The following is a 26,258-nucleotide window of genomic DNA, read 5'->3' as shown; positions in this document are numbered from 1 at the left end:
GTCGAACCCCTTTATGAACCACAAGAAGAGGTTGAGCAGCCTACTGCTCCCTACCCTCCTGATCGTTACCCTTGGCGCCTGCGACAATCGGCAGGAGCAGGCTCAAGCTGCCTATGCGCAATATCAGGCAGCGTCGGTAAACGGGGACTTGCGCGAAGCGCGGCGCGCACTTGTCGCCCTGGTCGCGGCCGACGATTCCAACGCGGCCTACTGGATCGAGCTTGCCAAGGTGTCGCTGCAGCTCACCGATTATAGTGGCGCTTATGACGCCTTTCAGCGCGCCCATGAACTCGACCGCGGCAATGTCGAGGTGCTGACAGCGATGACCCAGCTCGCGCTTCGCTCCGGCAACCTCGAGCTTGCGGCAGAAAATGCCAAGCAGCTCGAGCTGGTGGCCCCTTCCGATCCGGCGGTGCCGCTGACCAACGGCTATGTTGCCCTCCGCCGCGGCGACTTCGCCGAAGCCGAGCGCCAGGTCGCCGCCCTTGCCGCCATCTCTCCCTACGACGGCAGCGGCAAGGTCCTCCAGTCACGCATCCTGATGGCGCAGGACAAGGCGGATGAAGCGGTGAGCCTGCTCCGCCGGCAGATCGAGCAGCAGCCGTCCGACGCGGAGAGTCTACGCGCCCTCGCCAGCATCTATGAATTGCGCGAGCAATGGCGCGAGGCCGCAAGCGTGCTGCAGCTCTACCTTGGCTATGTAGCCAATGATGCGGCGGCACGGGTCCGGCTGGTCGAGGCGGAGCTCCGCTCGCAGCAGGTCGAACCGGCAGCCACGGCGACGCTTGCCGGGGTCGCTAAGGAGGATGTCGACAATCTGCTCCTGCCCTGGCTCGAGACGGGCAAGCAGGACCTGATCGCCCCGCGGCTGTTCGCCTGGGCCAGAACAGCCGATGTCGGCCGGCGCATCGCAGTCTCCCGCTTTCTCGCCTCAACGTCCCAGCCGGCACGCGTGCTGGAATTGCTGTCGGGCGAAGCGAGCCTTCCGGTCAAGGCGGCCAACGTCATCCCCAATGCCCTCTATGGCGCAGCGCTGGTGCAGGCCGGCCGCGAGCAGGAAGGCTCGGCCCGGCTCGACGCTGTGCTGAAGATCGACGGCACCAATCGCGAGGCCCTTCGGGCACGCGCGCTGCTGCGCAGCGGCAAGGGCAATCACAAGCAGGCGATCGAAGACGCGCAGAAGCTGGTTGCCGCCGACCAGGAAGTGGCAAGCTCGCGACTGCTACTGGCGCGGATCTATGCTGCGGCCGGCGACCCGGATAATATGCGACGCACCTTGTGGGACGGGTTCCACCAGGTCAGCGATAATCGCGCAATTTTCGATGCTTTGATGCCACTTGTTGCAAAATCGGACGGGCCACAGGCTGCCGAGCGACTTTCGCAAGAGTTTTACGATAAGCGTAGCGAACGGTTGACCCGGAGTTTCGCGTGATCGCCCCGTCGAGCGAGGATATGTTGTTGGAAGAGAGCGCTCCGTCGCCGGCTGCGCCTCCGCGTCCTGCCTCGCCGCCGCCGCTTGCGACGACCCGCTTTACCTCCAACATCGTCGGGCCGCTGCTCTTCCTGCGTGACATGCTGAGCTTCCTGCTCGCCCTGCCGGTTGCGCTGTTCACATACGAATGGCTGCTTGGCCAGTCGCTGGTGCCATCCGTTCACTTCTTCGCCGTTACGGCGATGCTTGGAAGCTTCATCCTGCTGCGAGTGTCCAAGGACAGCTACCTCCAGAATCTCTTCACCCTGAACGAGCGCGGCGACAGCGCTGTGTTCGACGCGCTGCTCGCCGGCCTGGTCGCGACGGCGCTGGTGTTCCTGTCGGGCATGGTGGAGAATTTCTCGCGCGGATTGAGCGTGCTCTACGTCGCGGCCACGGTGACGTTCCTGGCGATGTCGCGCTGGCCGTTCCATCGCATGCTTGACCGAATGGCGAACCGCGGCGTCATCGGCCAGCGTATCGCCTTCTACGGAGCTGATCCGGGCTCGATCGGCGCTATCCAGAAGGTACTTGCGGCGAGCGACCTGTCGCATCTCCACTTCGTCGGCGTGGCGGACGATCGGCCCAAGCTGCCGGACGTGCCCGGCCTGCGCTTCATCGGCGGCAGCGACGATCTGGCGACCATGGCCCGCCGCGGCGAGGTCGACCAGGTGCTGATCAGCGTCCGCAACCTGCCGGCCGCACGCTTGCATGAGATCATGGAGCGGCTGAACTCGGTCTGTGTCGACATTTCACTGATCCCCGACCAGGCGATCGACCTTGCGCCCGATTACCGCGTCCGCCTGATCGGGACATTGCCAGTGCTGACCGTCTGGCAGCGGCCGTGGCGTGACGTCAGCGGGATGCTGAAGCGGACCGAGGATGTGATCCTCGCGGTGCTCGCGCTGATCGTCGTCTCGCCGATCATGCTGATCTCGGCCCTGCTGATCCGCCTGACCAGCGCCGGTCCGGTGCTGTTCGTGCAGCCGCGCGTGGGCTTCAACAACGAAGTCATCCACGTCCTCAAGTTCCGCTCCATGTATGCCCAGCAAACCGACCTGGTCGGCCTGCAGACCACCACCAAGGCCGATCCGCGGGTGACGCCGGTGGGCAAGATCCTGCGCCGGCTCAGCATTGACGAGTTGCCGCAGCTGCTGAACGTGCTGCGCGGCGACATGTCGATGGTCGGTCCGCGGCCTCACGCCACCCACATGCGGGTCGGCGACTTGTTCTACCAAGAAGCGGTGAAGGGCTACGCCGGCCGCCACCGGGTCAAGCCGGGCATCACCGGCCTTGCGCAGGTGAAGGGCCTGCGGGGCGAGATCCGCACGCTTGATCGAGCTAGGCGCCGGGTCGAGCTCGACCAGCAGTACATCAATCAATGGTCGGTGTGGCTCGATCTTTGGATCCTGGTCCTTACCGTTCGCGCCGTGTTCCTTGATGCCGATGCCTACTGAGCGCGTCCCTTTCGTAGGGGTAAGGTTCGATCTGCTGACGATGGACACGGTGCTGAAGCGCCTGTCCGCCGTCACCGCGGCGACACCCTATGGCTATGTCGTCACGCCCAACGTCGACCATGTGGTGCGGCTCGATGATGCCGCGCAGGCGGCCGAGCTCGCGCCGCTCTACGAGGGGGCCGACCTCAGCCTCTGCGACAGCCGGATCATCGCCCACCTGGCGCGTGCGCGTGGGCTGTCGCTGCCGGTAGTGCCCGGAAGCGACCTGACGCCGAACCTGTTTCAAAGCGTGATCAAGCCGGGCGACCGCATCGCCATCATCGGCGGCGACCGGGACATGGTCGCCGACCTCGGACGCCGCTACCCCGGTGTAGACCTCGTCCATTATGAGCCGCCGATGGGCCTCCGCCGCAATGCCGCGGCACGCGAGGAAGCCGCGCGCTTCATTGCCGACGCGCATGCCCGCTTCACCTTCATCGCCGTCGGCTCGCCGCAGCAGGAGATGATTGCCGGAGCCGTACGGGCTTTCCCGCAAGCGACCGGCATGGCGCTCTGCATCGGCGCCTCGCTCGACTTCATCACCGAGCGGCAGCGCCGCGCGCCCAAGCTGATGCAAAAGCTCAGCATCGAGTGGATGCACCGCCTCGCCTCTGATCCCAAGCGCATGTGGCGCCGCTATCTGGTGGAAGGGCCGCGTATCTTCCTGCTCGCCGCCCGCCATCGCCGGGGCGTCGAGGCACGTTGATCGAGACCATCACCCTCACGGGCGCACGGCATCTGAGCTTGCCGGGCGCACCCTCTCGCCGCCTTGCAGCGCACAGGCGCACGCGGTTGATCGTGGCCGCCGTTGTGGGATTGCTGCTGCTGGCCGCGGCAGCAATCGGCGGCGTATATCTGTACCGCAGCCAGCAGGGACCTGCCGGCGGATCGAGCGAGACCAGCGCCAACCCCGCGGTTCCCGGCGCGGTCGCCATCCCTGAGCTTCCGCCACCAGACCTGTATCGCCCGCTCACCCCCGAAGAAGCGCAGAAGCTCAATGCCGAGCGGCCGGTCGAGGCCGTAGCGGCGACCCCCGCTGCGCCGTTCAAGCTGCGCGCCGACGAGATCAGCCGCTTGCGCGCAATCGACTGCCTGACCCAAGCCATCTACTATGAGGCCGCGTCCGAAGGCGTCGACGGTGGCCGAGCCGTCGCGCAAGTGGTGCTCAACCGGGTGCGTCACGGCGGCTATCCGAACAGCGTCTGCGGCGTCGTCTACCAGGGCAGCCAGCGGGTGACCGGCTGCCAGTTCACGTTCACCTGTGATGGGTCGCTTGCCCGCACGCCGGTCGCCTATCTGTGGCAGCGCTCCAGGCAGATCGCAGGCGAAGCGCTGGCTGGCCGGATCTTCGCGCCGGTGGGTTACGCGACCCATTACCACGCCGACTACGTCGTGCCTTACTGGGCCGCGTCGTTAGACAAGGTGGCCGTGGTCGGGCGCCACATCTTTTACAATTTCCGTGGGGCAAGCGGGTCGCGCAGCGCCTTCCGCCAAGGCTATGCGGGCTCCGAGCCGGCAGTTCAGCTGCCTGCCGCCGAAGTGATCGCCGAAAGCCTCGACACGCTCGAAAATGCCACTGCGCCAAGCGAGCTCCCCCCCGAGATCAAGGTCGAAGAAGACCGCGTCGAGGCCCTCGCCCCCGCGCAGCAGGTGAAGCCGCAGGACACCAGCCCGCTCGAAGCCGACCTTGCGCGCGGCCAACTGATTCTCGGCGAGGCAGCGCCGGGGAAGAGTGGCAAGCCCAAGGTGGCAGCCAACGATGGCTGCAGCGGCAGCGGCGTCCAGCAAGTGCGCGCTATCGGCTCCACAGTGACGCGCGTGGGTGCGGAGAAAGCTGGATGCTGAGCGCCTCAGGGCAATTCGTCACGTTGCCGAGGAGGTTTCGCCAGCCGTCGGGCGCCGGAGCACGCGAAGCAGCTCGAGATAGAGCGGATGGCGACGAGCGATCAGCATTAATGCCCAGCACAGCACACCGGCCGCAACTGCAGCCACGATGTAGGGTAGCGGTGTTTCAGGTGCATTGTTGAACCACGCCATCAGCAGCCCCGCCGGCAGCACCGCCGCGACGGTCATCAGCAGCGCCTCGAAATAGACGGAGCGCAGCGCGCCGGACGGCCCACCAACGAGCTCGGTCATCGGCTTGCGGTAAAGTAGAAATGCGAACACCGCCTCCGCCACTTTTGCTGCAGCGGCGAGCGTCAGACTGACAGTAGTGGCAGCTGCAAAGGCTGCGTAGCCAAAAATTGCGCGCAGCGCCTCGATCTGCACCTGCTGCTTGGTGCGGTGACGCAGGATGAACACTTCCGCAGTCAAGCCGATGGTGGCGGCGATAGCAGTGGCGATCATCAGCAAGGACAGCGGCGCGGCGGCCGCCTGCCACTTTGCTCCGTAGAGAAGGGCGATAATTGGCTGCGCCAGGATCGCGATGCCGATCATCATCGGCCACAGCAGACCGAGCAGCAGCCGCATGAAGTGCAGGTAGTTCTTGTGGATTTCGCCACGCTCGCGCAGGTCGCTCGAAAGGCGGCTGAAGATGACGTTGCTGCCGGCGCTGAAGACGATGCCGTTGATCTGCCCCGGAAGACCTGCCGCCCGAGTATAGAGGCCAAGCGCCCCCAGACCGAGCATCGAGCCAAGGGTCATTTCGCTCAAACGCGCATTGATCTGCGAGATGCCGCTGATGCCGATCATCTGTAAGCCGAAGTGTGCGATCCTTCTGACGTCAGAAAACCGGAGAAGCCAGACATCGGGGCGCCAGATGGCCGCGTTGAAGCCGATTGCGGTGACAGCAAAGGTCAGCACCTGCGCCCAGGCGAAACTCATATATTCCAGGCCCAGAAGAGCGAGGCCGACGGTGGAGCTGGCTAAAACCACAGCTCGAACCACTGCCATGGCCGAGATGAGACCGAACCGCATCTCGCGCGCGGCAAGGGCGCTGGGGATGAATTCGAACATGGCAATCAAGGGAAAGAGCGCGAAAACGAGCAGGAAGCGGCCGACCTCCTGCGATTGGAACAGGTAGGTCGAAAACACCGAACCGATGAGGATGGCGCAGCAATAAACCAGCGTCATGAGCAAGTTGACGGTGAACAGCGACCGCAACAGATCGCGGCTGACCGTCTCTTCTCGCATGATGTACTTGGCAAGGCCAAGCTGCATGAAGACATTGATGATCGTCGTTGCGGCCACAGCCATGCCGTAAATGCCGAAGTCGCGAGGCGTAACAAGCCGAGCCACCACGACGGTGGATGCAAAGACGATCAGGAAAGAGAAGAGCTGTGCGCCGTAGGTCCAGATTAGCGAGCGACGAACCGACATGTCAGTGCTTGCGCTCCGAAATGCGCGACGAGATCATCCACTGCTCTCTTGGCTGTAGAATGCCCGCTTGGCACGGATGGCACTATCGCTTCGAACAAAGATCATGTCGCATTGGAACAACGCGCGATCGGCATGGCGGCGCATCATGTCACCGATGTCATAAGGAACGAAGCCACGTTCGGCGAGGTAAGCGATGACCTCGGCAACCAGTGGCGCACTCTTGTTATATTCGAGGAAGGCGACCTCTGCCATGATCACCTCGACCTGCTTCAGCGTCTCGGTCGCTCCGGCAAGAACCTGAAGCTCATAGCCTTGAACATCAAGCTTCAGCAGTAGCGGGCCAGAGAAGCCGATCGCCAGATCGTCGAGGCGCCGCATCGGCAAGGTCAGCTCTTCGCGCTCGAAGCCCGTCACCTCTTCCATCACCGAGGCGCCCGTCGGCCAATTTGGGTCGACATGAAATGGCACCGCCGCCGCTGCCTCAGCCCCCAGGAGGCACAGCGTGTAGGGGTAGCCAGCCGCTTCAAGGTCTGGCCGAAGTCCCTCCTGCGCCTCGATCATGTGAATGGGCACACCGGGAAAGATTGTTGCGACCCTCTTTGCCCAATGGCCCTTGTGGGCGCCGACATCGATAATGCCTTTGGCCTGAGAGTATTGCGCGAGATTGGTGAGACTGCCCCACGTATTCGGATAGCCAATCTGAAACCGCGATTCGTCGTCGACGTGCCGCAAGCCTTTTCCGATCACTCTCGATAGCATCTGTGTTCTTTCCGGTGAGTTCTTGCGGCAAGGCGTGACAGTGTCATCGCTGGCGTCTGGTCGCTATGCGGATTGCATGGCGGACGCGAAGGCGGGCTGTTTCACTGCTGCCACCGCACGTTTGGGCTTCTTGTCTGTGCTCAGCGCCCGGCTGATCAGACGGCTTCGCAGCCCTACGATCAGTCCAAGGCTTCCCGCGAAGACATATTGCACAGCGTAGAGCGTGAAGGTCCATTCCACCAGCGCGTGGAGACTGATCGCGACCAGTCCGACACCTAGCCCAAGCAGGATGTCGGCTTCGCGATACTTGCGAAATCGGATGGCAGTGCTGAAGGCACGCCAAATTGCCGTTCCCAACAGAACGATGAGCGCAGCGACGCCAAGATAGCCCGTCTCCGCCGCCACGAGGAGATAGGAGTGGTGTACCTGCGCGGCGCGATTGCCGGTAGCCCAATTCACCCCAGCCCGCTCGGCATAGCCTTCGGTGATCGCCATGAAGACATAATGGTTGGGGCCCACGCCCATAGGGTTTTCCTGCACCATCAGCTTCGCCGTTCGCTCAAAGGCGATCCGCTGCTGATCCTTTTCCAACACGCCGCCCATCTGGCCCGAAACGCGCCGTTCGATCGCTGAATAAGCAAGCGGCGCACTGGCGGCGAGCAGCAGGAAAGCGCCCACGACGTACCCGATCTTCTGACCGCTGAAACGAAGCATCGTCGACAGCAACAGCGTCATGGTCAGCCCCGCCCCAGCAAGGAGAATGGTGGCGCGCGAACCCGTGAGCACTACGGCCACCAGCGCGCACGCAATCCCCATGGCGGCAAGCAGCGGGAGGCGCCGGGCCAGGAACATGCCGCAAAGAGGCATCAGCGCGAGGTGCGAGACAAAGCCAAGCAGGTTCTGGTGCCCAAGCGACCCGCCCGTCTGGAACACGCCATTGGCACGATCCATTATCGCATAACCCGCTTGTACGGCGATCCCCAGCACCAAGCCCGTCAGCAGCGCCCTTTCTCCGTCCTCAAGCTGAGCAACGCGGGCGACCGCGAGGAAGACCAGCAGAACTCGAATAAGCTGAAGCGGATAGGAGAAGGCGTAGGACGGGAACCTTGCCTGCAACACCGCCAGCAGGACGGCACCGATGTAAGCCAAGAGCGGTAACACCAGCACCATGCGCGGCCATCGTCCGCGCGTACCGAAGATGATCCCAAAGGCGACAGCATCAAGGAGACTGATCTCCCAGCCCTTTACGTATCCCGACCACATTGGGGTGGCGAAGGGCGCAATGATGAGGTGCAGGGGATCGAGCACAAAGGGAAGAAAGGTCAGCAGACCCCAAGCCCACTTCGCGCCGCGCGGGTTCGTCCTCAGCCAGCCAGTCAGCGCGACCACTGTGAAGAGAATGAATGCTAGGCCAAGCCACTTCACCGCAAACTTCCTCTTCCTGCCCGCCCTGCTTCTGTCCTATGCATGCGTCAATCGCGGCGCATTTACGAGCCCTTGAGCGATTATGCTCTTCTTCTGGCATAATTGTTCTTAATGATTGCTGGCACCGTGCCTGCATGCACAATGAGGCCGCCGCACCCTTTTGGTTTGGAGTTTCGGAAGCTTGGATCGAAGAACTGCGCTGAAGGGAATGGTCGGTGCTGCCGGGGCGGGCGTGACGTTCGGCTGCAACGAAGGCATGCTGGCCGCTGGCAACGCGGCGGATCTTGAGCCCGCGGCTCCTGCCCAGCCGCCCGTCCAACTGGTGCCTGCAACAGGCCTCAAGTCCGTGTCGCTGGCGCAGGTTCCGATCGGTGCTGGTGGCTTCGTCACCGGGATCGAGATCAGTTCCGACGGCGAATTCTTGTTGTGCCGGACCGATGTCGCGAATGCCTATGTCCGGCACCGCACCGACCGGTTCTGGACGCCGCTTTTCACTCCCAGCAGCATGGAGGCAAAGGACTACGATCCCTTGCCCGATGCAAAGGACAAGGCAGACGGGCTCGGCGTTGCCGGTATCCGGCTGGCGCCTTCGGACAAGAATATCCTCTACGCGAGCTTCCAAGGAAGCCTCTGGAAGTCCGTGGATGGCGGCCGCACGGTACGGAGAACCGCGCTGAAGCCGGTCAAGATGCTGGCCAATACCGGTTGGCAGCGCCTGTTCAATCCGACCATCGACATCCACCCGCGCAATCCTGCGTCGGTGATCGTCGGCACCTGGGGCGAAGGCGTGTGGTTCACCGCCGATGGGGGTGCCCAGTGGAGCAACGCCGCCCTTCCCGCGGCGGGGCCGGCGCCGGACGGTGCTCCTGGCCTCTACCTCGTGCTGTACGATCCGGGATCACCGGACACAGTGTATGTCTTCGTTACCGGGCTTGGACTGTTCCGCTCAAGCGCTGGACCGGCGGGACGTTTCGAGAGCCTTGCCGGCGGACCGCGTTATAGCTCCAATATCGTCGCGGGAGCGGATGGCAGCGTCTTCGTCTGCGAGTTCACCAAGGAAACGCAAGGTGGCCTCGTGTGGCGCTACAAACCGGGCGTGGGGTGGTCATCCGGGAAGCCGGAGCGGGAAGTGCTGACGCTCGCCCCCGATCCCAGGCAAGCGGGACGCTTGCTCGGGATCGCCACGTATGGCGCAATGATGTTTTCGGACGACCATGGCGCGACCTTTTCTAGCGGATTCATGGGCAAATGGGCCGAAGGGGGAGGCGAGATCCGCTGGATGGGCGCACAGACGGGCCTCGTCCCTGCCCACGCCCGGTTCGATCCGCGGGCAAAGGATCAGCTTTGGATCGCCCAGGGTGTCGGGGTCGCCAATGCTGAGCTTCGTGCGTCGAGCGCCACGCTGAGCGACTGGTCTGCCGGGATCGAGGAACTCTGCGCCACCTCTGCGCTGTGCGTGCCAGGCGGCAAGCCATACTTCTCGTCCTGGGACCGCCCCTTCTGGGGGGTCGATAGCCTCACGGCATTCATCAACGACTACCGTTACCCCCTGACTGCCGGTAACAAGCATTCCGGCGATGCGGTGATCTTCGCTTCTTCGATGGATTTCGCACCGGAAGACCCGAACTTCCTGGTAGGCGTGGCTGCTCCAAGCGACAAATGCGCGCCGGGCTACACCGACGATGGCGGACGCAGCTGGAAGGCCTTCAGCAAAGTGCCGGATAGCGGATGGGGCGTCGGCGGTTGCATTGCCGCGGGATCGCGAAACAACATCGTCCTTCTTCCCGCCAACAACGGCACGGGCGTGTTCACGCTTGATGGCGGGCGGAGTTGGTCGCCGATCAAGCTGGACGGCCAGAACCCAACCGATCGCTTCACGAACGCTTATTATGTTGCGCGCAAGAACCTCTCGGCCGACAAGACCCGGCCCGGCACCTTCGCCCTTGTCTATACGACGATCAAGAAGGATGAGTTTGCCGAACCGCTGGCGGGATTGTGGCTGACGCGCGACGGCGGGCGAAGCTGGGCACGGCAGGCAGTTGGCGTTGTGGGATCGCCGGGCCTTGGACCGCGTGACCTGCTCGCCGTCGGCATGGACCCAAGGCAATTCTGGAAGTGCCAGCTCGACTATGTCCCGGGACGATCGGGTGAGATCGTTTACACACCCCACACCGACGCCCCCGCCGACCGCTTCTACTGGTCGCAAGATGACGGGAAAAGCTGGGCCGAACTTCACAAGTCGGTTCGCAATGTGGATGCGTTCGGATTTGGCAAGGCCGCTGCAGGACAGACGCGGCCAAGCGTCTTCTTCTGGGGCGAGGTGAAGAAGCAGAAGGGCCTTTATGTCAGCCTGGACTGGTTCGCGAGCGAGCCCAAGCTGCTGACGAGATTTCCGAGCCGCATGCTGGCCGGTGTGACCTGCATCGCCGGTGATCCCGACAGGTTCGGGCGGGCCTATGTCGGCACCAATTGTGCGGGGTGGGTGCGGGTGGACCTGGTGGCCTGATCGGGGCATCACGTTGGGCGGAGCAAGGCCGTGCAGGCATTGCTGACAGGCTTCCCAAGGCCGTCATGAGGAGCTTGCGTTGCAGTCTGTCGCCTTTGTCACGCCGACCTTTTTGCCAGACCTGCAGCGGTGCGAGATCCTGGTCCGCTCGCTTGATCGGTTTGCGCCGGAGGTGCGGCACTATCTGATCGTCGACTCCTTCGAGATGGCTGCCTTCCGGCATCTCGCCTCCTCACGAACGATCCTGCTCTCAGCCGAGGAAGTGATCGGCATACCTCAACTGCGCGTTCCGCTTCGGCAGAACTTCTGGCTGCACTGGCGCACCTTGCCCATGCGCGGATGGATCCGCCAGCAAGTGCTGAAGATGGCCGCAACCTCCTCACTCGACCACGACGTACTGGTCTGCGTTGACTCGGACGTCGCGTTTGTTCGGCCGTTTCGCCCGGAACTGCTGTTCAAGGATGGCAAGATCGGCCTCCTCGACGTCAGTTATTGCGACGACATGATTGAGACATGGACCGGCGTCGCAGAAGAATTACTGGGATTGGCCAAAGGCAGCGCAACCAGGCGCGGCCATGTCGGCCATCTTATCAGCTGGTCCCGCGACAACATGCGCGGCCTGCAAGAACGGGTGGAAAGGGTCACCGGCCAGCCGTGGCAGATTGCGATCGGCAAGCGCCGAACCTTTTCGGAATATATCCTCTACGGCGTCTACGTGCGCGAGGTTCTTGGCTACCAGAACAGCCGCCATGAGCCGACGACCTTGGCGCTGGTGCGTCAGCCTTGGCACCATGATCTCTCCACATCTGACGGACTGCGCCGCTTCATCGTCGAACCAGACGAAGATAATCTTGCAGTAATGATCCACTCCAAGTTCGACATTCAGCCAACTGAGGTCGCAAAGATCCTTTCCGAGCTTTAACGAGCAGTCCGACCTGCTTCTGCAGAAGGTGACACGCTCACGTTCTTACCAGCATTACTTGAGCCTCGATTAAAGAATGCGAAATCATCGACAGTTAATCGCAAGTGAAGCGTGTTTTTCGTTCCTCCAGTCTGTCGACGGAGCCGAACGTTTCAGCGTTTACGCTCATAACGCCCGTAGAAATTCGTACCGACATCTTGCACTCGGCGCTGGTCGGCGCGGGGGCGTTCGGACGTAACGTTTTGATCTAATTGCTTATTCTTCCGTGCTACGGGCGTTTGACCCGGCGCGTTAGCTGCTCCGATTGCTCTTCCTCGGAGACGTGATCTTAACCATTTCGGCCCAATTCTCCCGTTCGACAAGGCCGCTCCGGGAATGACCTCGGAGCGAAAAGAGAGAGCTTGGGAGGGCTTAATGGGACTTACGTTCCCGGGAGATAATGCGTGGAAGCCCGTCGCTATCGGGGCTGGTGGTTGGCTGACCGGCATGGATATCGCAAAAGACGGTACCATGATCGCGCGCGCCGATACGTACGGCGCTTTCATTTGGAACGGCACGGCCTGGCAGCAGCTCATCACTGCCGCTTCCATGCCCGATCTTAACAGCGGCAAGACCGGCGTTTACGAGATCCGCATCGCGCCGAGCAATTCGCAAGTGCTGTACATGGCCTTCGACAGCTCGATCTATAAGAGCAGCGATCAAGGCAAGACGTGGGTCAAGACCGCGTTCGTCGGGACCGGCTTCGATCCCAATGGAGCCAATCGGATGGACGGCCAGAAGATGGCTGTTGATCCGACCAACCCCAACATCGTGTTCGTAGGCAGCCAGAAGGACGGCCTGTGGGTGACCCGCGACGGCGGCACCAGCTGGCAGAAGATCGCCGCCGTTCCGCAAGGTGCGAACACCGTCGATCCCGGTATGACCGGCATCATCATCCAGGGCTCCACCGTCTATGTCGGCACGGCCGGCGCTGGGGTCTATCAGAGCAAGGATGGCGGCTACACCTGGTCCGCGATCGGTGGTCCTGCTGACATCGGCCACGCTGCGATTGCGCCCGACGGCACCTATTACGCCACCGGCAACACCGACACCGCCCTGTGGAAGTTCGCCGGCGGCACGTGGACGAAGCTGATCACCAGCGGCGTTCACGCGATTGCCGTGGATCCGTTCAACGCGAACCACCTGATCGTCGCCGATGATGGCGGCAACCTCATCGAGAGCAAGAACGGAGGCGCCGACTGGGGCGCCGGCTGGAACTGGGGCAAGCAGCTCGAATCGAGCAACGACGTTCCCTGGCTGGAAACCGGCGGGCTCTACATGTCCACCGGCGGGCTCGTGTTTGATCCTTTGACTGCTGGCAAGCTCTGGCAGTCGGCGGGCGTGGGCGTGTGGCACGCCAAGCTTCCGGACCGGATGGACTGGAACACGCCGGTCGTTTGGAATTCGCAAAGCGTCGGCATCGAGCAGCTCGTCGCCAACGACATCATTGCTCCCGCCGGCGCTGATCCCCTGTTCGCGTCGTGGGACCGTGCCTTTGTGTCGATGCCCAGCGTCGACAAATATGCCACCAACTACTCGGGCGGCGCTTTTTCCATGGGCTGGTCGGTCGATTACGCGTCGACCAATCCGAGCTTCATGGTCGGCATCTCTGATTACTGGGGCACCGAGAACAGCGGCTATTCGGCGGATGGCGGGAAGACTTGGACCAAATTTGCTGGCACGCCGACTTGGGCCAACTCGACAATTGGCGGCAGCATCGCTGCGAGCACGACCAACAATTTCATCTGGGTGGCGACGGGCAATCAGCCCCCGGCCTATACGCTTGATGGCGGCAAGACCTGGTCCAACATCTCCATTCCGGGGATCACGGACTGGAGCGTGGTTCACAACGCTTACTATCTGAACCGAACCACCATCGCTGCCGATCGCGAAGCGCCGAACACCTTCTACCTCTACGATCCGAACAGCGGCGTTTATCGCACCAGCGATGGCGGCGTGAGCTGGAGCAAGGTCTACAGCGGCCAGATCGCGCAATGGTCGGTCTGGAACGCCAAGATCGAAGCGGTTCCGGGCCAAAAGGGTGAACTCTACTTCACCTCGGGTGCGCTCGGGGACGATATGGACAATCCCTATTACACCGGCTTCATGCACTCGACGGATGGCGGCGCCACCTGGAAGGCAGTGCCCGGCGTAGACGTGGCGACCTTCGGCTTTGGCGCTCCTGCAACGGCGGGTGGCCCGGCAACGATTTACATCGTCGGCGAGGTGAATGACGTTCGCGGCATCTTCTACTCGGCCGACAATGGCGTGAGCTGGACCAAGATCGGCGAGCGGCCGATGAACAGCCTGGATCACATCAAGACGATCTCTGGCGACATGGACAAGTTCGGTCTTGTCTACGTTGGCTTCGCGGGTTCGGGCTACACGTACCTCGACTTCAGCGGGTCGGCCCCGGCACCAACCCCGCCGGCTCCCCCGCCCCCGGCGCCGCCTCCTCCTCCGCCTGTCACTCCGCCGCCGAGTCAGACCGGTCTCATCACCAAGGCGCTCGACGATGTCGGCGGGTCTTCGACGGTGGGCGATGGAGCCAAGATCAACGACGGCACGCCGACGCTCTCGGGTCAGTTGTCATCTGCGCTCATCACCGGGCAGAAGCTGGCGATCTACCGCGATGGCGAGATGATCGGGCAGGTTACGCCGGCTTCCACCAGCTGGTCGTTCACCGATCCTGGCGCTAGCGACGGCTTGCACAACTATTTCGTCAAGGTCGTGGATTCGCTCGGTCAGTCGGGCGCCGCGTCGAGCAGCTTCTCGCTGGTGATCGACACCGTAGCGCCCAACCAGGCCGTCAACGTCGTCGCCGCCGACCTGTCGGGCGGAAGCATGCTGCGGACCGCGTCGCTGTCGTCCTCGACGACCGCCTCGTCGAGCGGGAGCACGCTGGTCACCGGCACGATCGTCGGTTCGCTGGCAGCCGACGAAGTGCTGGTGGTGTTCCGCGACGGCGTTCGTCTCGGCACGGCCGCGGTTTCCAACGGCAGCTGGTCGTACAATGACGCCGTGACCTCGGGCTCATTCAAGTACACCGCGCAGGTGCATGATGCCGCTGGCAACATCGGCCAGATGTCGAGCGCGCTGGCAGTGACGCTGGGCACCAACTACATCGAGGGCACTGCCCGCAACGATGTGCTGGTCGGCACCAGCGGCGTGGACCAGCTTTCGGCGGTCGGCTCGGGCAAGCAGCTCGGCAAGGGGACCATCGATATCCTGACCGGCGGCGCAGGCGGTGACCTGTTCGTCCTCGGCGACAGCCGCGGCCGCTTCTACGACGATGGGAACGCGCGGAGCTCGGGCACCAACGACTTTGCCCGAATCACCGACTTCGGCACTGGCGACAAGCTTCAGCTGAAGGGCAGCGCGGGTGAATATCTGCAGGGTTGGATCAACAACCTGCAGGGCTTCTCCGGCACCGGCATCTACCATGATACCAACGGCAACGGCGTGATCGACAGCCGGGACGAGCTGATCGCCCTGGTCCAGAACCACGGCCCGCTCGACTCAGGCAGCTTCGTCTTCGTCTGAGGCCTACGGGATCAAGCCTTGGCGCCCTCGTCCAACCGGACGCGGGCGCCTTTGCTTTTCGTGCCGATCCGCGCTGTGGCAGGCAGGCCACCCTGCCCAGCCCATCGCCTTTGGACCACATTTCGGTTTGGGTCACGGCCGTAAGAGCCTATTAACCATATCCGCCGAGAAGGGATCGGCTATGGGGCTGGGGTGAGGAACGCGGCTGAAGATCAGGCTGCTGTTCCAATGGGTTAGGATTGAGCATGAACGAAGCCATCAGGAGCGCGCTGCAGGCCTGCCGACGGCATTTCACCACGGCGATCGTGTTCAGCGCGCTGGTCAACCTGCTCTTCATCGTGCCGATGCTCTACATGCTCCAGGTGTATGAGCGGGTGGTGCCGACGCGGGGTCACACGACGCTCTACATGCTGACCCTGGTGCTGCTGGTCGGCCTCGTCACCATGGCCGCACTCGACACGCTGCGCTCGCGCCTGCTGGTGCGCGCCGGTGTCCGGCTCGATGCCCAGCTTGCGCAAACCATTCTCCAATCAACGCTTGGCCGGCCGAGCCAGCGCGGACAGCGCGGTGCGCTCCAGGCGATGCGCGAGTTCGACACGCTGCGCCAAGCGCTGACCGGCCCGGCGATCCTTGCGGTGCTCGATGCGCCGTGGGTGCCCGTTTATGTGCTGATCGCCTTTCTGCTCCATCCGTGGATCGGCCTGTTGTCGCTGGTCGGAGCAGCGCTGGTGGTCCTTCTTGCCATTCGCAACGAACAGGTCACCCGGGCCCGATTGCAGGAAGCCAATCAGGCGGCGGGCCTCGCTTATTCCGATTTCGAGAACACGGTTGCCGCGGGCGACGTGGTGCGCGCGCTCGGCATGCGGGATGCGATGGTCAGCGGGCACCTCGCCCAGCGGGCGCAGATGATGCGGCTCCAGACCGAAGCGAGCCTTGCCTCGAGCGGTGTCACCGCCACTTCCAAGTTCGTTCGCCAATTCCTTCAGTCGCTGGCGCTCGGCGTTGGCGCCCTGCTCGCGATAGATGGATCGATCAGCCCCGGGGCGATCTTCGCGTCCATGTTCATCGTCGGCCGTGCGCTGGCCCCGATCGACCAGATGGTCGGCAATTGGAGGCCGATCGTGCAGGCTCGCGGTGCGTGGACCTCGCTCAACGAACTGCTGGAGCAGTCGCCGCCCGATTTCGCGCTGACCCAGCTGCCGCGGCCCCAGGGCAAGATCGAGGTCGAGGACCTCCACGTCATGTCGGAGGACGGCCAGCCGATCCTTCAGAACATCAGCTTTGCAGTGCAGCCGGGCCAGGTCGTCGCCATTGTCGGCCCCAGCGGCGCGGGCAAGTCGACGCTGGTTCGGGCGCTCGCCGGCGCGACCATTCCCAATCACGGCGTGATCCGCATCGATGGCGCCGACCAGCGCAACTGGGATCCGCAACGGCTGGCCGAACATGTCGGCTACATGCCGCAGGAATCCGCGCTGTTCCGCGGCACCATCAAGGAAAACATCGCCCGCTTCCGCAACCGGATGGGCGAGGACCCCGGCCAGATCGACACCGATGCCATCGCTGCGGCACAGATCGCCGGTGCGCATGAGCTGATCCAGCGGCTGCCCGGCGGCTATGACCAGCAGCTCGGCGCCAACGGCCGTGGCCTGTCGGCTGGACAGATGCAGCGTGTCGCGCTTGCCCGTGCGCTGTTTCGCGGGCCCTCGATCCTGATCCTTGACGAGCCCAATTCCAACCTCGACGCCGATGGCGACCAGGAACTGCTGCAGTGCCTCCACCAGGCCAAGGCTCGCGGCACCACCATCCTGCTCGTTGCGCACCGGATGAGCATGATGCCCATCGTCGACGGGCTGATGATCATCCAGGACGGCCGGGTCGCGGCCTATGGTCCCAAGGATGAGATCATGCGCCAGATTACTGCTCAGAAGTCCGTACCCGCGCCGACCCCGCAGCCCGGAGTTGCTTAAGTGACCGCCATGAACCTCAATCTCACGGGCAAAGCCCTTCCGGCCACCCTTGCCGGCTTCGGTATGGGCGCCAGGAGCGATCAGGCGACCAAAGGCGTCGATGATCCCGGCGCCGACATGAAGCTCGGCTACATCATCGCCTTTCTGTTTTTTGTGGTGCTGATCGGCTGGGCCGCGGTAACCCGCCTCGATGCGGCGGCGATAGCGCCGGGCAAGCTGGTGATCGACGGCCAGCGCCAGACCGTGCAGCACCGCGAGGGCGGTGTGGTGGGCGCCATCCATGTCCGCGAAGGCCAAAGGGTCCAGAAGGGGCAGATCCTGCTGAGCCTCGCCGCGGCCGACGTCCGCGCCCAGGAACGCGCTCTTTCGTCGCAGGCGATCACCCTCCTCGCCCAGCGCGCCCGGCTCCAGTCCGAACAGCTCGGCCGCAGCACCATCGTCATGCCGACCGAATTCGCCGCCATGACCAGCCCCGAGGACCGGGCCGAAATCGCCCGTGCTATGGAATTACAGGCCGTTCAGCTGCGCACCCGGCTTGCCGTGGTGCAGGCGCAGCGCGGCGCCTTCGCGCAGCGCCGCTCAGGGGCCGGCAACCAGGGTCGCGGCTACAGCGAGCAAGTGGCTGCGTTGCAGCAGCAGATCCGCTCGCTCGACCAGGAGCTCGAATCCTTGCGCGGGGTGGCCGAGGAAGGCTTCGTCTCACAAAGCCGCATTCGCGCCCTGGAACGCGCCCGCGCCGAACTGATCGGCCAGCGCGGCCAGTATAGCGCCACCGTGGCGCAGAGCCGCGACCAGGCCGGCGAGAGCCGCCTCCAGAGCCTCGAGGCGCAGAGCGACTACCTTGCTCGCAGTGCCACCGAACTGCGCGACGTCGAAGCATCGCTCAACGACGTGGTGCCGAGGCTCAGCGCCGCCCGCGACCAGCTCGCCCGGACCGAGATCCGCAGCCCGGCGACCGGCACCGTGGTCGGTCTCCAGGTCTTCACCCCCGGCGGCGTGATCGGCGCCGGTCAGCGGCTGATGGACGTCGTTCCCGACCGCGCGGCGCTGCATGTCGAAGGGCGGTTGACGGTGAACGATGGCGACGACGTGATGCCGGGACAGGCCGCGTTCGTGCGCTTCGACTCGCTACACGAACGCTCGCTTCCGCCGCTTGAAGGCACCGTGACGCGCGTGTCGGCCGACAGCTTCACCGACGAAAAAACGGGTGAGAGTTATTTCACCGCTGCGATCGAAGTGAAACCCTCCCAGCTCGCCTTGCTCAAGGAAGTGCGCGGACCCGACTTCCAGCTTCGCGCCGGTATGCCGGTGACCATCGAAATCCCGGTGCGTAAGCGGACCGCGCTCCAGTACATGCTGGAACCGATCACCTCGGCGATGCGGAAGGCCGGGCGGGAGCACTGACGCTCAAATATTTACTCCGTGCGTCATTAATCGCGTTAACCCTACTTGTCCTCGCTCGCGCTCGGGTTCACTTTGCGGGCCGGAACACGGCAAAGGGGCGATGCGGTGGGGCGCGCGGACATGCATCTGGCTGGGGGCAGTCTTCTTCGTCTGCTCGCCGGGGCGGCGCTGATTGCGGCGCTTGGAGCCGGCACCGCGGCGGCCGACACCCTGCGCGATGCGCTGGCTGCGACCTACGCCACCAGCCCTACCCTCAATGCCCAGCGCGAGGTGCTGAAGGGATCCGACGCGTCGGTCGCGCTCGCCGCCGCGCAGGCACGGCCGCAGATCGCGGCGCAGGTCGGGGTGAATCGCGACCTCACCCGCTCGGGCGTGCTGGTGACCAATCGCTCCAAGGGACCGATCCTGTCGGGCGGGCTCGACGTCAACCTGCCGCTGTTCGCCGGCGGCCGGATCCGCAACGCGATGGACGCGGCCAGGGCGCGGGTCGAGGCCGGGCGCGCAGCCCTGCGCGCGGTCGAAGGCGATGTTTTCGCCGAAGCGGTTGAAACCTACATGGACGTGCTGCGCGACCGCGCGGTGCTCGACCTCAACCAGAACCAGGTCCGGGTGCTGACCGAGAACCTGCGCGCCACCAAGCAATTGTACGAAGCCGGCGACCTCACCCGCACCGACATCGCCCAGTCCGACGCGCGGCTGAGCAGCTCCAAGGCGCAGCTTGCGCTTGCCCAATCGCGACTGTCGGTCAGCGAGGAGAGCTATCTGCGGGTGGTCGGCAAGCGACCCGAAGCGCTCGCCTCCCCGCCCCCGCTGCCGCCGCTTCCGGCAACCGCCAATGAAGCGACCCGCATCGCCATCGCCCGCAATCCGCGCCTCACCGCCGCGCTTCAGCAGGCGCGAGCAGCGGGGATGGATGTCCGGGGTGCGTTCGCCGATCGCTTGCCGACGCTATCGGGCGTGGTCGGGGGTGATTACGTCAATTACATTGGGGATGAGCCGGGCATCGGCGTGCCGCGCTCGGGCGTGCAGACCACTGTCGGCCTCACCACCCGCATCCCGCTGTACCAGGGCGGCGCCCCGGCGGCGCGGATCCGGCAGGCGCGCGCGGCGGAGGGGCAGTTGCTCGAGCAAACCGTTGCAACTGAGCGGCTGGTGGTCGCCAATGCCCGCTCTGCATTCGTCAGTTATCAGGCGTCCTTGAAGGCGATCCAGTCCAACCAGGACGCCGTCACCGCCAACGAACTGGCGCTGCGCGGCACGCGGGCCGAACGCAGCGTCGGCTCGCGCACGGTGATCGAGGTGCTGAACGCCCAACAGGAATTGCTCGGCAGCCAGGTCCAGCTGATCGCGGCACGGCGCGATGCGTATGTCGCGGGGTTCCGGCTGCTTCAGGCGATGGGCATGGCGAGTTCGGAAGAATTGGGGCTGAAAGGCGGCGCGCTCTACGATGCGCTCGGCAATTACGACAAGGTCGCTGGCGACTGGAGCGATTGGGGCGGCGCCGAGAAGCATCAGGTCCGCTCGACCTCGACGGTCAAGCTGGCCGAAGCCGCGCCCGATCGGTTGATCGAAACACCCCGGCTCGCCGAGGCAGTGTCCGCCCCGGCCAAGCCCCCGCCGCCCCTATCGGCGCCGGTCGCCGCCAACCTGCCGGCTCCTTCGAAGCCTGCCAGCGGCAGCAGCGGCGGCTGGGCGATCCAGCTCGGCGCTTTCGCCCGGCCCGGCGCCCCGCAGGCGTTGTTCGCCAAGGTAGCGAGCCGCGTCGGCGCCAAGGAGCCGATCTATCTTTCCGCCGGCCGAGTCACCCGCCTGCTGATCGGCCCCTATGCCAGCCGCGCTGAGGCCGAGGGCGCCTGCCGCAGTCTTGGCGCCTCCATCCCCTGCCTCCCGCTCCGCCGCGATTGAGGCAGCCCTCGCCGGCCCGGCCTTGACCCCGCGGGGCCGGGAGACGACAGCGCACGCCTGACTGGATGTGAGAAGGATTGCCCCGATGATCGAAGCCGAATGGTGGGAATATGACAGCGTCGACGAGATGGCCGATGCCGTTGCGGGCGATGTCGGCTTCATCATCGAAAGCGCGATCGACGCGCGGGACGCCTCGCTGCTGGCGTTGCCGGGCGGCAAGACGCCGCTGCCCGTGTTCAGCAAGCTCGCCGCGCAGAAGCTCGCCTGGAAGAAGGTGACCATCGTCCCCACCGACGAGCGGCTGGTCGAGGTGAGCGACGAGCGCAGCAACGCGCGGTTGCTGGCGCAAAGCTTCATGCGGGCGGGCGCGCGGGTGATCCCGATCGGCGGCGAGAATGCCGACGTCGAGGCCGCCGGCAACATCGCCGACGCACGGCTGCAGGACTTGCCGTGGCCGCCGGACCTCGTCTGGCTCGGCATGGGCGGCGACGGGCATACCGCATCGATCTTCACCGGGCCCGATATGCAAAATGCGCTGGATGCCCCCAAGGCGCGGCGCGCGGTGGGCGTTCGGCCCGATCCCATGCCGGCCGACATGCCGGTGGCGCGCGTCACGCTGACCCGCGCGGCCTTGCTGTCGGCGCGGACGCTGATCATCACCATCACCGGCGAAGAGAAGAAGGCTCTGCTCGAGCAGGCGATCGCCGACGGGCAGTCGAGCCGCCTGCCGATCGGCCGCGTGCTGGCCGAGGCAGAGCAGCCGATCGACATCCACTGGGCGCCCTGAGCGCCGCATCATTCTGACAGGCAAAAGAAGAGGGCGCCGGGATCACTCCCGGCGCCCTTCTCTTTTGGCGTGAGCGTCCGCTTAGAAGCGGAAGCCGCCGCGCAGGCCCCAGCCACGGACGTCGCCGAGGTCGACAAAGGCCGACAGCAGCGGACCACCGCCCGCGCCGCCGCCGATGCCGGCTTCGATGCGGCCCCAGGTGCCACGCTTCTCATCGACGAGATTGCTCGACAGCGTGCCCGAACGCACCGTCAGGTCGGCGGCGTCGCCGAACTCACGGAAGATCTTGCCGTCGATGAACGGCGCAATCGCTCCGGCGAAGGATGCACGTGCCTGCAGACGACCACGAGTGCTGTTGTAGCGATCGCTTTCGAACGACAGGTTGCCGAAGTTGTAGTCGTCGAGGCGGCTGCGGACGTAGCTCACGCCCGCGCCGACGTCGAAGTTGACGCCGCCGGGGTTGCCGAAGCGGAAGCCGACTTCACCGTCGATGCCGTCGCTGCGGCCTTCCGGATAAGCACCGAGTACGCCAAGGCCACTGTTGGTCACCCGAACGTCGAACTCGTCGCGCTTCAGCAGCACGCCGGCATACAGGCCCTGCTGAGCACCGAACTGGGCGTAGAGGCCGTAGTTGTAGCCTTCCAGATCGATTCCCGTCCCGAAGTCCGAGTCGCCCTGGGCATGCTCGTAACCGCCGGTCGCACCGATCAGGAAGCTTGGCGCACCGAACTCGATTCCGCCCTGCGCACCGCGCCGGTTGGTCTCGAAGCGGCTGGACGAGGTCAGGTTGGTGCCAAACGCGGTGATCGTGCGGTTGCGGTCACCAAAGCGCTCCTTCGACCCGTAGAGCTGCGCCCAGATCCCGACCGGGTTCTTGCGCTCGTTGCCGAAGTCGACCCGGCGGCTCATCGCATAGGCCTGATAGGCTTCTGCCGACTGGTGCCAGATGTCGCGGCCGAGACGGTTGACGAGAACGAGGTCGCCCGTCGCAACGTTCGGACGGCCGGTCAGGAAGACGTCCGACCCGCGGGTTTCAAGCGCCAGGTTGATGAGGCCCGCATTGGTCGGCCCGCCGAGCACGAACTGACCCGCCGCGACCGTTCCGGCGTCCACCACCAGCGCGCCGGTGGTGTCGATCACCGGCCCACCGGTGAGGAAGGTCGGGAGGATGGTGGTCGTGCCGGTGGTGGTGCCGCTGTAGACCAGGCGGTCGGAGGTCAGCGCACCATTGGCGCTGCCGACGTCGATGCCGAGACGGGCATTGCCGGTCGCGGTGTAGTTGGCAGTGCCGAGGTTGAGGATGTCGCCGGTGGCGCCGTCACGAAGGTCGATCAGGCCGGCATTGTTGTTGAACGCTTCGAGACCGGCGAAGGTCGCGCCGCTGAACGCGGTCAGCGTGCCCGCCGCAGCGCCGGTGCCGGTCGTTCCATTGTTGAACGTGTCGGTACCCGCACCGAAATCGGTGGTGCCCGTCGCGTTGTAGACGCCCGTGTTGTTCACCGTATCGTTGCCGTCGCCGAAGGAGATGGCCGCGTTCTGGGTGAAGATGCTGCTGGTGTTGAAGGTGTCGTTACCCGCGCCGAAGTTGAGGGCGCCCGACTGGGTAAAGCCCGCGGTGCGGCTGTTGCTGAAGACGTCGTTCCCAGCGCCGAAGGTCAGCGGGCCGCTGATCGAACCGGCCGCGCCGATCGTCAGGGCCAGCGGACCGGCGCCGGGAGCCAGCACATAGCCGCTGGTGCCGGCCGTGGTGCTGGTCAGCGTGCCGTTGACGACCAGGGTGTTGGTGCCTGCACCACCAAGGGTGATGGCAGTCGGACCGCTGACCGTCACGCCCGAGTTGACGGTGACGTTGGTGTTGCCAGCGGTCTGGGCCCAGATGCCCGAACCGGCGGCGGTGGTGATGTTGCCGTTGGCGACCACGGTGACCGGGGCCGCGCCGGCCGCGACCACGCGAACCGCGGCGAAGCTCGGATCGGCGGCGGTGTTGGGCGCGGTCGAGGTGACAACGCCGGTGGTGACGTTGACCGCGCCGGTGCCGGTGGTGGCGACGTCGATGCCGACGCTGTTGGCGCCCCTGACGTTGATCGTGCCGCTGTTGGTGACAGTGACCGGACCCGCGCTGGTGATCGAGATGGCGTCGGAATTGGCGCCGGTGGTGGTCGCGCCGGCGACGGTCGCAGTGACAGCGCCGGTGCCGCCGGTGATCTGCAGGCCGTCGGAGTTCGCGCCGCCGGTTGTAAGGGCGCCGGTGGTGGCGTTCACCGTTCCGCCGGTGGCGATCACCACGCCGTCACTGTCGACACCGGTGCCGGTGTTGACGGTGGTGGTGGTGACGGCAACGTTGCCGGTGGTGCTGCTGACGTTGACGCCGTCGCTGCCATCACCCGCGGTCGTGATCGCGCCGCAGTTGATGGTGATGTTGCCAGTGGTGCTGGTGGACACGATTGCCGGAGCGCCAGCGGTGGTGGTGGCAACGGTCGGGCAGTTGCCGATGTCGGTCGCGCCGGTGGTCGCAACCGTGGAGATCCCGGTGCCGACCGAGCTGATCGCGCCCGAGCGGATCGTGATGCCGCCAGTGGAGCTGCCAGCGCGAATGCCGAAGTCACGCGCGGTGATCCCGGCCCCCGTGAAGCTGACGCTGGTGCCCTGAAGCGCAACGCCGCCACGCGCCGAATTGATGGCGCCCGTCGTGGCGGTGCTGGTGCCGCCCGTGCTGACGAGGCTCAGCGCAAGGCCGTCGGAATTGTTGATCGTGCCGCTGGTGAACGTCAGGTTGCCGGTGCTGCCGATATCGGCGCCGGTCGAACCCGAGGTGATGTTGCCGACGGTGACATTGGTCACGCTGCCGCCGGTGCCGAACACACCGAAGCTGCGCAGGCCGGGCGCATTGAGGTTGCCGGCGGTGATAGTGATCGGACCGCCATTACCGGCGAAATCGATGGCGCTGACGTCGGTCCCAAGCGCAGAGACGTTCTGGCCCGTAGCATTCAGGGTGATCGCTCCGCCCGTAGCGGTGTTGCGCAAACGGATGGCGTCGTTGCCAAGGCCATTCACGGTGTTGGTGATGGTGCCGCCACTCACGGCAACCGCGCCAACCGTCAGGTCTCCGGTGGCGGTGGTGAAGGTCAGCGGGGCGGTACCCGTGAAGGTGCCGTTGGTCACCGTAACGGTGGAAACGCCCGTGGTACCGTTCAGGCAGTCATAGACGTTGGTCGTGCCCGTGCGCAGCGTGCAGGTGGTGTTGCTCTGCGCCGAAGCGGTTGCCGGAACAAACAGCGCCGCCGCAGCGGCCGACGCTGTGCTCAGCAGCGCGATTTTTGTGAAGCGTGGTGTCATACGTTCTCTCCCCTGCAAGGGACCCGCGTCACGCGCCGCCCCTTCAATGAACCTTTGGTGCCCCCCTAACGAGGGGTGTCCGCTCGGGTTTCAGGCTTGAGGGATAAAGCTGAGCACTGTGGCGAACAAGCCACACCAGCTCGCCCGCTTCTAAATGCAGGTTAAGATTTCAGGCGGTCAGCATGCCAGGCGAGGTGCTCGGGCATGAAGGTCGAGACGAAGTGGTAGCTGTGATCGTAGCCATCGCGGACGCCCAGTTCGATGGGCTGGCCGGCGGCCGCACAGGCCTGCTCCAGAAGCTCGGGGCAAAGCTCGCGCTCGAGGAAAGGATCGGCTCCGCCGACATCGACCTTGAGCGCCGGGAGCCGTGTGCCCGCTTCGATCAGTGCCACCGCATCGTGCGCGCGCCACGCATCGCGGTCGGGACCGAGATAGTGGGAGAACGCCTTCTCGCCCCACGGCACTTGGGTGGGGGCAACGATCGGCGCGAAGGCGGAGACGCTCCGGAAGCGGCCGGGATGGCGCAGCGCAACCGTCAAGGCGCCGTGGCCGCCCATGCTGTGCCCGGTGATCGCTTGAGCGCCCATGTCGAGCTTCGGGAATTCCGCCGCTACCAGCGCGGGAAGCTCCTCAGTGACGTAGGTCCACATCCGGTAATTGGCCGACCACGGTTCCTCGGTCGCATCGACGTAGAAGCCGGCGCCCAGGCCGATGTCCCAGCCTTCGGCATCGGCCACGCCCTCACCCCTCGGGCTGGTGTCGGGGGCGAGAAAGGCGAGGCCAAATGCGGCGCAGGAGCGGCGATACTCGCCCTTGTCGGTGACATTGGCGTGGGTGCAGGTCAGCCCCGACAGATAGGTCACCAGCGGGACCCGCCCTTCTTCCGCTTGAGGCGGAAGGAAGAGCGAGAAAGTCATGGGCGTGGCGGTTGCCGCGCTGTCGTGAGTGACGACAAGCTGCCGGCCGCCGTGGCTCCGCGCCTCGCTGGTGACCTTGAGGCTCATTGCTCCGGCCGGTGCAGCCCGCACAGCTTGTTGCCGTCGGGATCGCGCAAATAAGCGAGGTAGAGCTTGCCAAAAGCGTTGGAGCGGATGCCGGGTGGATCCTCGATCGCGGTGCCGCCTGCGGCGATCCCGCGCTGGTGCCAGGCGTCGACCTCTTCGGGCGTGTCGAAACCGAACCCGATGGTCGAGCCGTTGCCGTGCGTCGCAGCCTCGCCGTCGATCGGCTTGGAGACCATGAACACGCTGCCCTTGCGGCCGTAGCTGAGGCGGCCCTTGTCGTCGGTGCGCCCAGGCTTGCCGAACAGCGCGTCGTAGAACTTCTTCGAGCGCTCGAGATCGTTCGAGCCGACCATCATGTGCGAATACATGGCTTCTC

Annotated in this window: 17 protein-coding genes; 11 read left to right on the top strand and 6 right to left on the bottom strand. The window is 64.8% G+C overall.

Features of this window, described 5'->3' with window-relative positions; translation table 11 throughout:
* The first annotated feature begins 31 nt into the window (after window positions 1–31).
* The 4 genes from ACP69Z_RS05170 (at window position 32) to ACP69Z_RS05155 (ending at window position 4,812) form a co-directional block, all read left to right on the top strand.
* Window positions 32–1,432: a tetratricopeptide repeat protein gene (locus tag ACP69Z_RS05170; protein ID WP_426266464.1), complete on the top strand. Its 1,401-nt coding sequence runs from the start codon at window positions 32–34 to the stop codon at window positions 1,430–1,432.
* Window positions 1,433–1,458: 26 nt separating this feature from the next.
* A complete protein-coding gene (locus ACP69Z_RS05165) occupies window positions 1,459–2,928 on the top strand; it encodes an exopolysaccharide biosynthesis polyprenyl glycosylphosphotransferase (RefSeq protein ID WP_426266463.1) in 1,470 nt (489 codons plus the stop codon).
* On the top strand, window positions 2,912–3,673 hold the full coding sequence (locus tag ACP69Z_RS05160) for a WecB/TagA/CpsF family glycosyltransferase (RefSeq protein WP_426266462.1): 762 nt from the start codon (window positions 2,912–2,914) through the stop codon (window positions 3,671–3,673). The genes ACP69Z_RS05165 and ACP69Z_RS05160 overlap by 17 nt, the downstream gene beginning before the upstream one ends.
* A 92-nt stretch (window positions 3,674–3,765) precedes the next feature.
* Window positions 3,766–4,812: a cell wall hydrolase gene (locus tag ACP69Z_RS05155; RefSeq protein ID WP_426266461.1), complete on the top strand. Its 1,047-nt coding sequence runs from the start codon at window positions 3,766–3,768 to the stop codon at window positions 4,810–4,812.
* A gap of 18 nt (window positions 4,813–4,830) precedes the next feature.
* Here ACP69Z_RS05155 and ACP69Z_RS05150 read toward each other — a convergent pair whose 3' ends face one another.
* From ACP69Z_RS05150 to ACP69Z_RS05140, 3 genes are all read right to left on the bottom strand, one after another.
* Entirely contained in the window at window positions 4,831–6,285 is a 1,455-nt protein-coding gene (locus tag ACP69Z_RS05150; RefSeq protein ID WP_426266460.1) for an oligosaccharide flippase family protein, read from the bottom strand.
* A 33-nt stretch (window positions 6,286–6,318) separates the two neighbouring features.
* Complete coding sequence (locus ACP69Z_RS05145; protein WP_426266459.1) at window positions 6,319–7,017, bottom strand: FkbM family methyltransferase; 699 nt, start codon at window positions 7,015–7,017, stop codon at window positions 6,319–6,321.
* A gap of 90 nt (window positions 7,018–7,107) precedes the next feature.
* Window positions 7,108–8,469: an O-antigen ligase family protein gene (locus ACP69Z_RS05140; protein WP_426266458.1), complete on the bottom strand. Its 1,362-nt coding sequence runs from the start codon at window positions 8,467–8,469 to the stop codon at window positions 7,108–7,110.
* A gap of 181 nt (window positions 8,470–8,650) precedes the next feature.
* Here ACP69Z_RS05140 and ACP69Z_RS05135 point away from each other — a divergent pair, with 181 nt between their 5' ends.
* The 7 genes from ACP69Z_RS05135 to pgl all read left to right on the top strand — a co-directional run bounded on the left by ACP69Z_RS05135 (window position 8,651) and on the right by pgl (window position 21,542).
* On the top strand, window positions 8,651–10,975 hold the full coding sequence (locus tag ACP69Z_RS05135) for a WD40/YVTN/BNR-like repeat-containing protein (RefSeq protein WP_426266457.1): 2,325 nt from the start codon (window positions 8,651–8,653) through the stop codon (window positions 10,973–10,975).
* Window positions 10,976–11,054: 79 nt separating this feature from the next.
* Complete coding sequence (locus ACP69Z_RS05130) at window positions 11,055–11,897, top strand: DUF6492 family protein (RefSeq protein WP_426266456.1); 843 nt, start codon at window positions 11,055–11,057, stop codon at window positions 11,895–11,897.
* A 486-nt stretch (window positions 11,898–12,383) separates the two neighbouring features.
* Complete coding sequence (locus tag ACP69Z_RS05125; RefSeq protein WP_426266455.1) at window positions 12,384–15,479, top strand: Ig-like domain-containing protein; 3,096 nt, start codon at window positions 12,384–12,386, stop codon at window positions 15,477–15,479.
* Between the two features lie 245 nt (window positions 15,480–15,724).
* Entirely contained in the window at window positions 15,725–17,446 is a 1,722-nt protein-coding gene (locus tag ACP69Z_RS05120; protein ID WP_426266454.1) for a type I secretion system permease/ATPase, read from the top strand.
* A 9-nt stretch (window positions 17,447–17,455) separates the two neighbouring features.
* Window positions 17,456–18,850 (top strand): HlyD family type I secretion periplasmic adaptor subunit, encoded by a 1,395-nt coding sequence (locus ACP69Z_RS05115; protein ID WP_426266453.1) that lies wholly within the window; start codon window positions 17,456–17,458, stop codon window positions 18,848–18,850.
* Between the two features lie 120 nt (window positions 18,851–18,970).
* Entirely contained in the window at window positions 18,971–20,755 is a 1,785-nt protein-coding gene (locus ACP69Z_RS05110) for a TolC family outer membrane protein (protein WP_426266452.1), read from the top strand.
* 85 nt (window positions 20,756–20,840) lie between these two features.
* Window positions 20,841–21,542, top strand: a complete 702-nt coding sequence (pgl, locus tag ACP69Z_RS05105; RefSeq protein WP_426266451.1) for a 6-phosphogluconolactonase — start codon at window positions 20,841–20,843, stop codon at window positions 21,540–21,542.
* Window positions 21,543–21,623: 81 nt separating this feature from the next.
* Here pgl and ACP69Z_RS05100 read toward each other — a convergent pair whose 3' ends face one another.
* From ACP69Z_RS05100 to ACP69Z_RS05090, 3 genes are all read right to left on the bottom strand, one after another.
* A complete protein-coding gene (locus tag ACP69Z_RS05100; protein WP_426266450.1) occupies window positions 21,624–24,878 on the bottom strand; it encodes a hypothetical protein in 3,255 nt (1,084 codons plus the stop codon).
* A gap of 161 nt (window positions 24,879–25,039) precedes the next feature.
* A complete protein-coding gene (gene fghA, locus ACP69Z_RS05095) occupies window positions 25,040–25,882 on the bottom strand; it encodes an S-formylglutathione hydrolase (protein WP_426266449.1) in 843 nt (280 codons plus the stop codon).
* Complete coding sequence (locus ACP69Z_RS05090; RefSeq protein ID WP_426266448.1) at window positions 25,879–26,250, bottom strand: VOC family protein; 372 nt, start codon at window positions 26,248–26,250, stop codon at window positions 25,879–25,881. Before ACP69Z_RS05090 ends, fghA begins: the two co-directional genes overlap by 4 nt.
* Between the last annotated feature and the right edge of the window lie 8 nt (window positions 26,251–26,258).

Origin of the sequence: Sphingomonas sp. LHG3443-2, assembly GCF_049896405.1 — a bacterium.
Taxonomy (GTDB): domain Bacteria; phylum Pseudomonadota; class Alphaproteobacteria; order Sphingomonadales; family Sphingomonadaceae; genus Sphingomicrobium.
The sequence above is the reverse complement of the archived record's forward strand: the minus strand, read 5'-3'. Positions and strand labels throughout refer to the sequence as shown.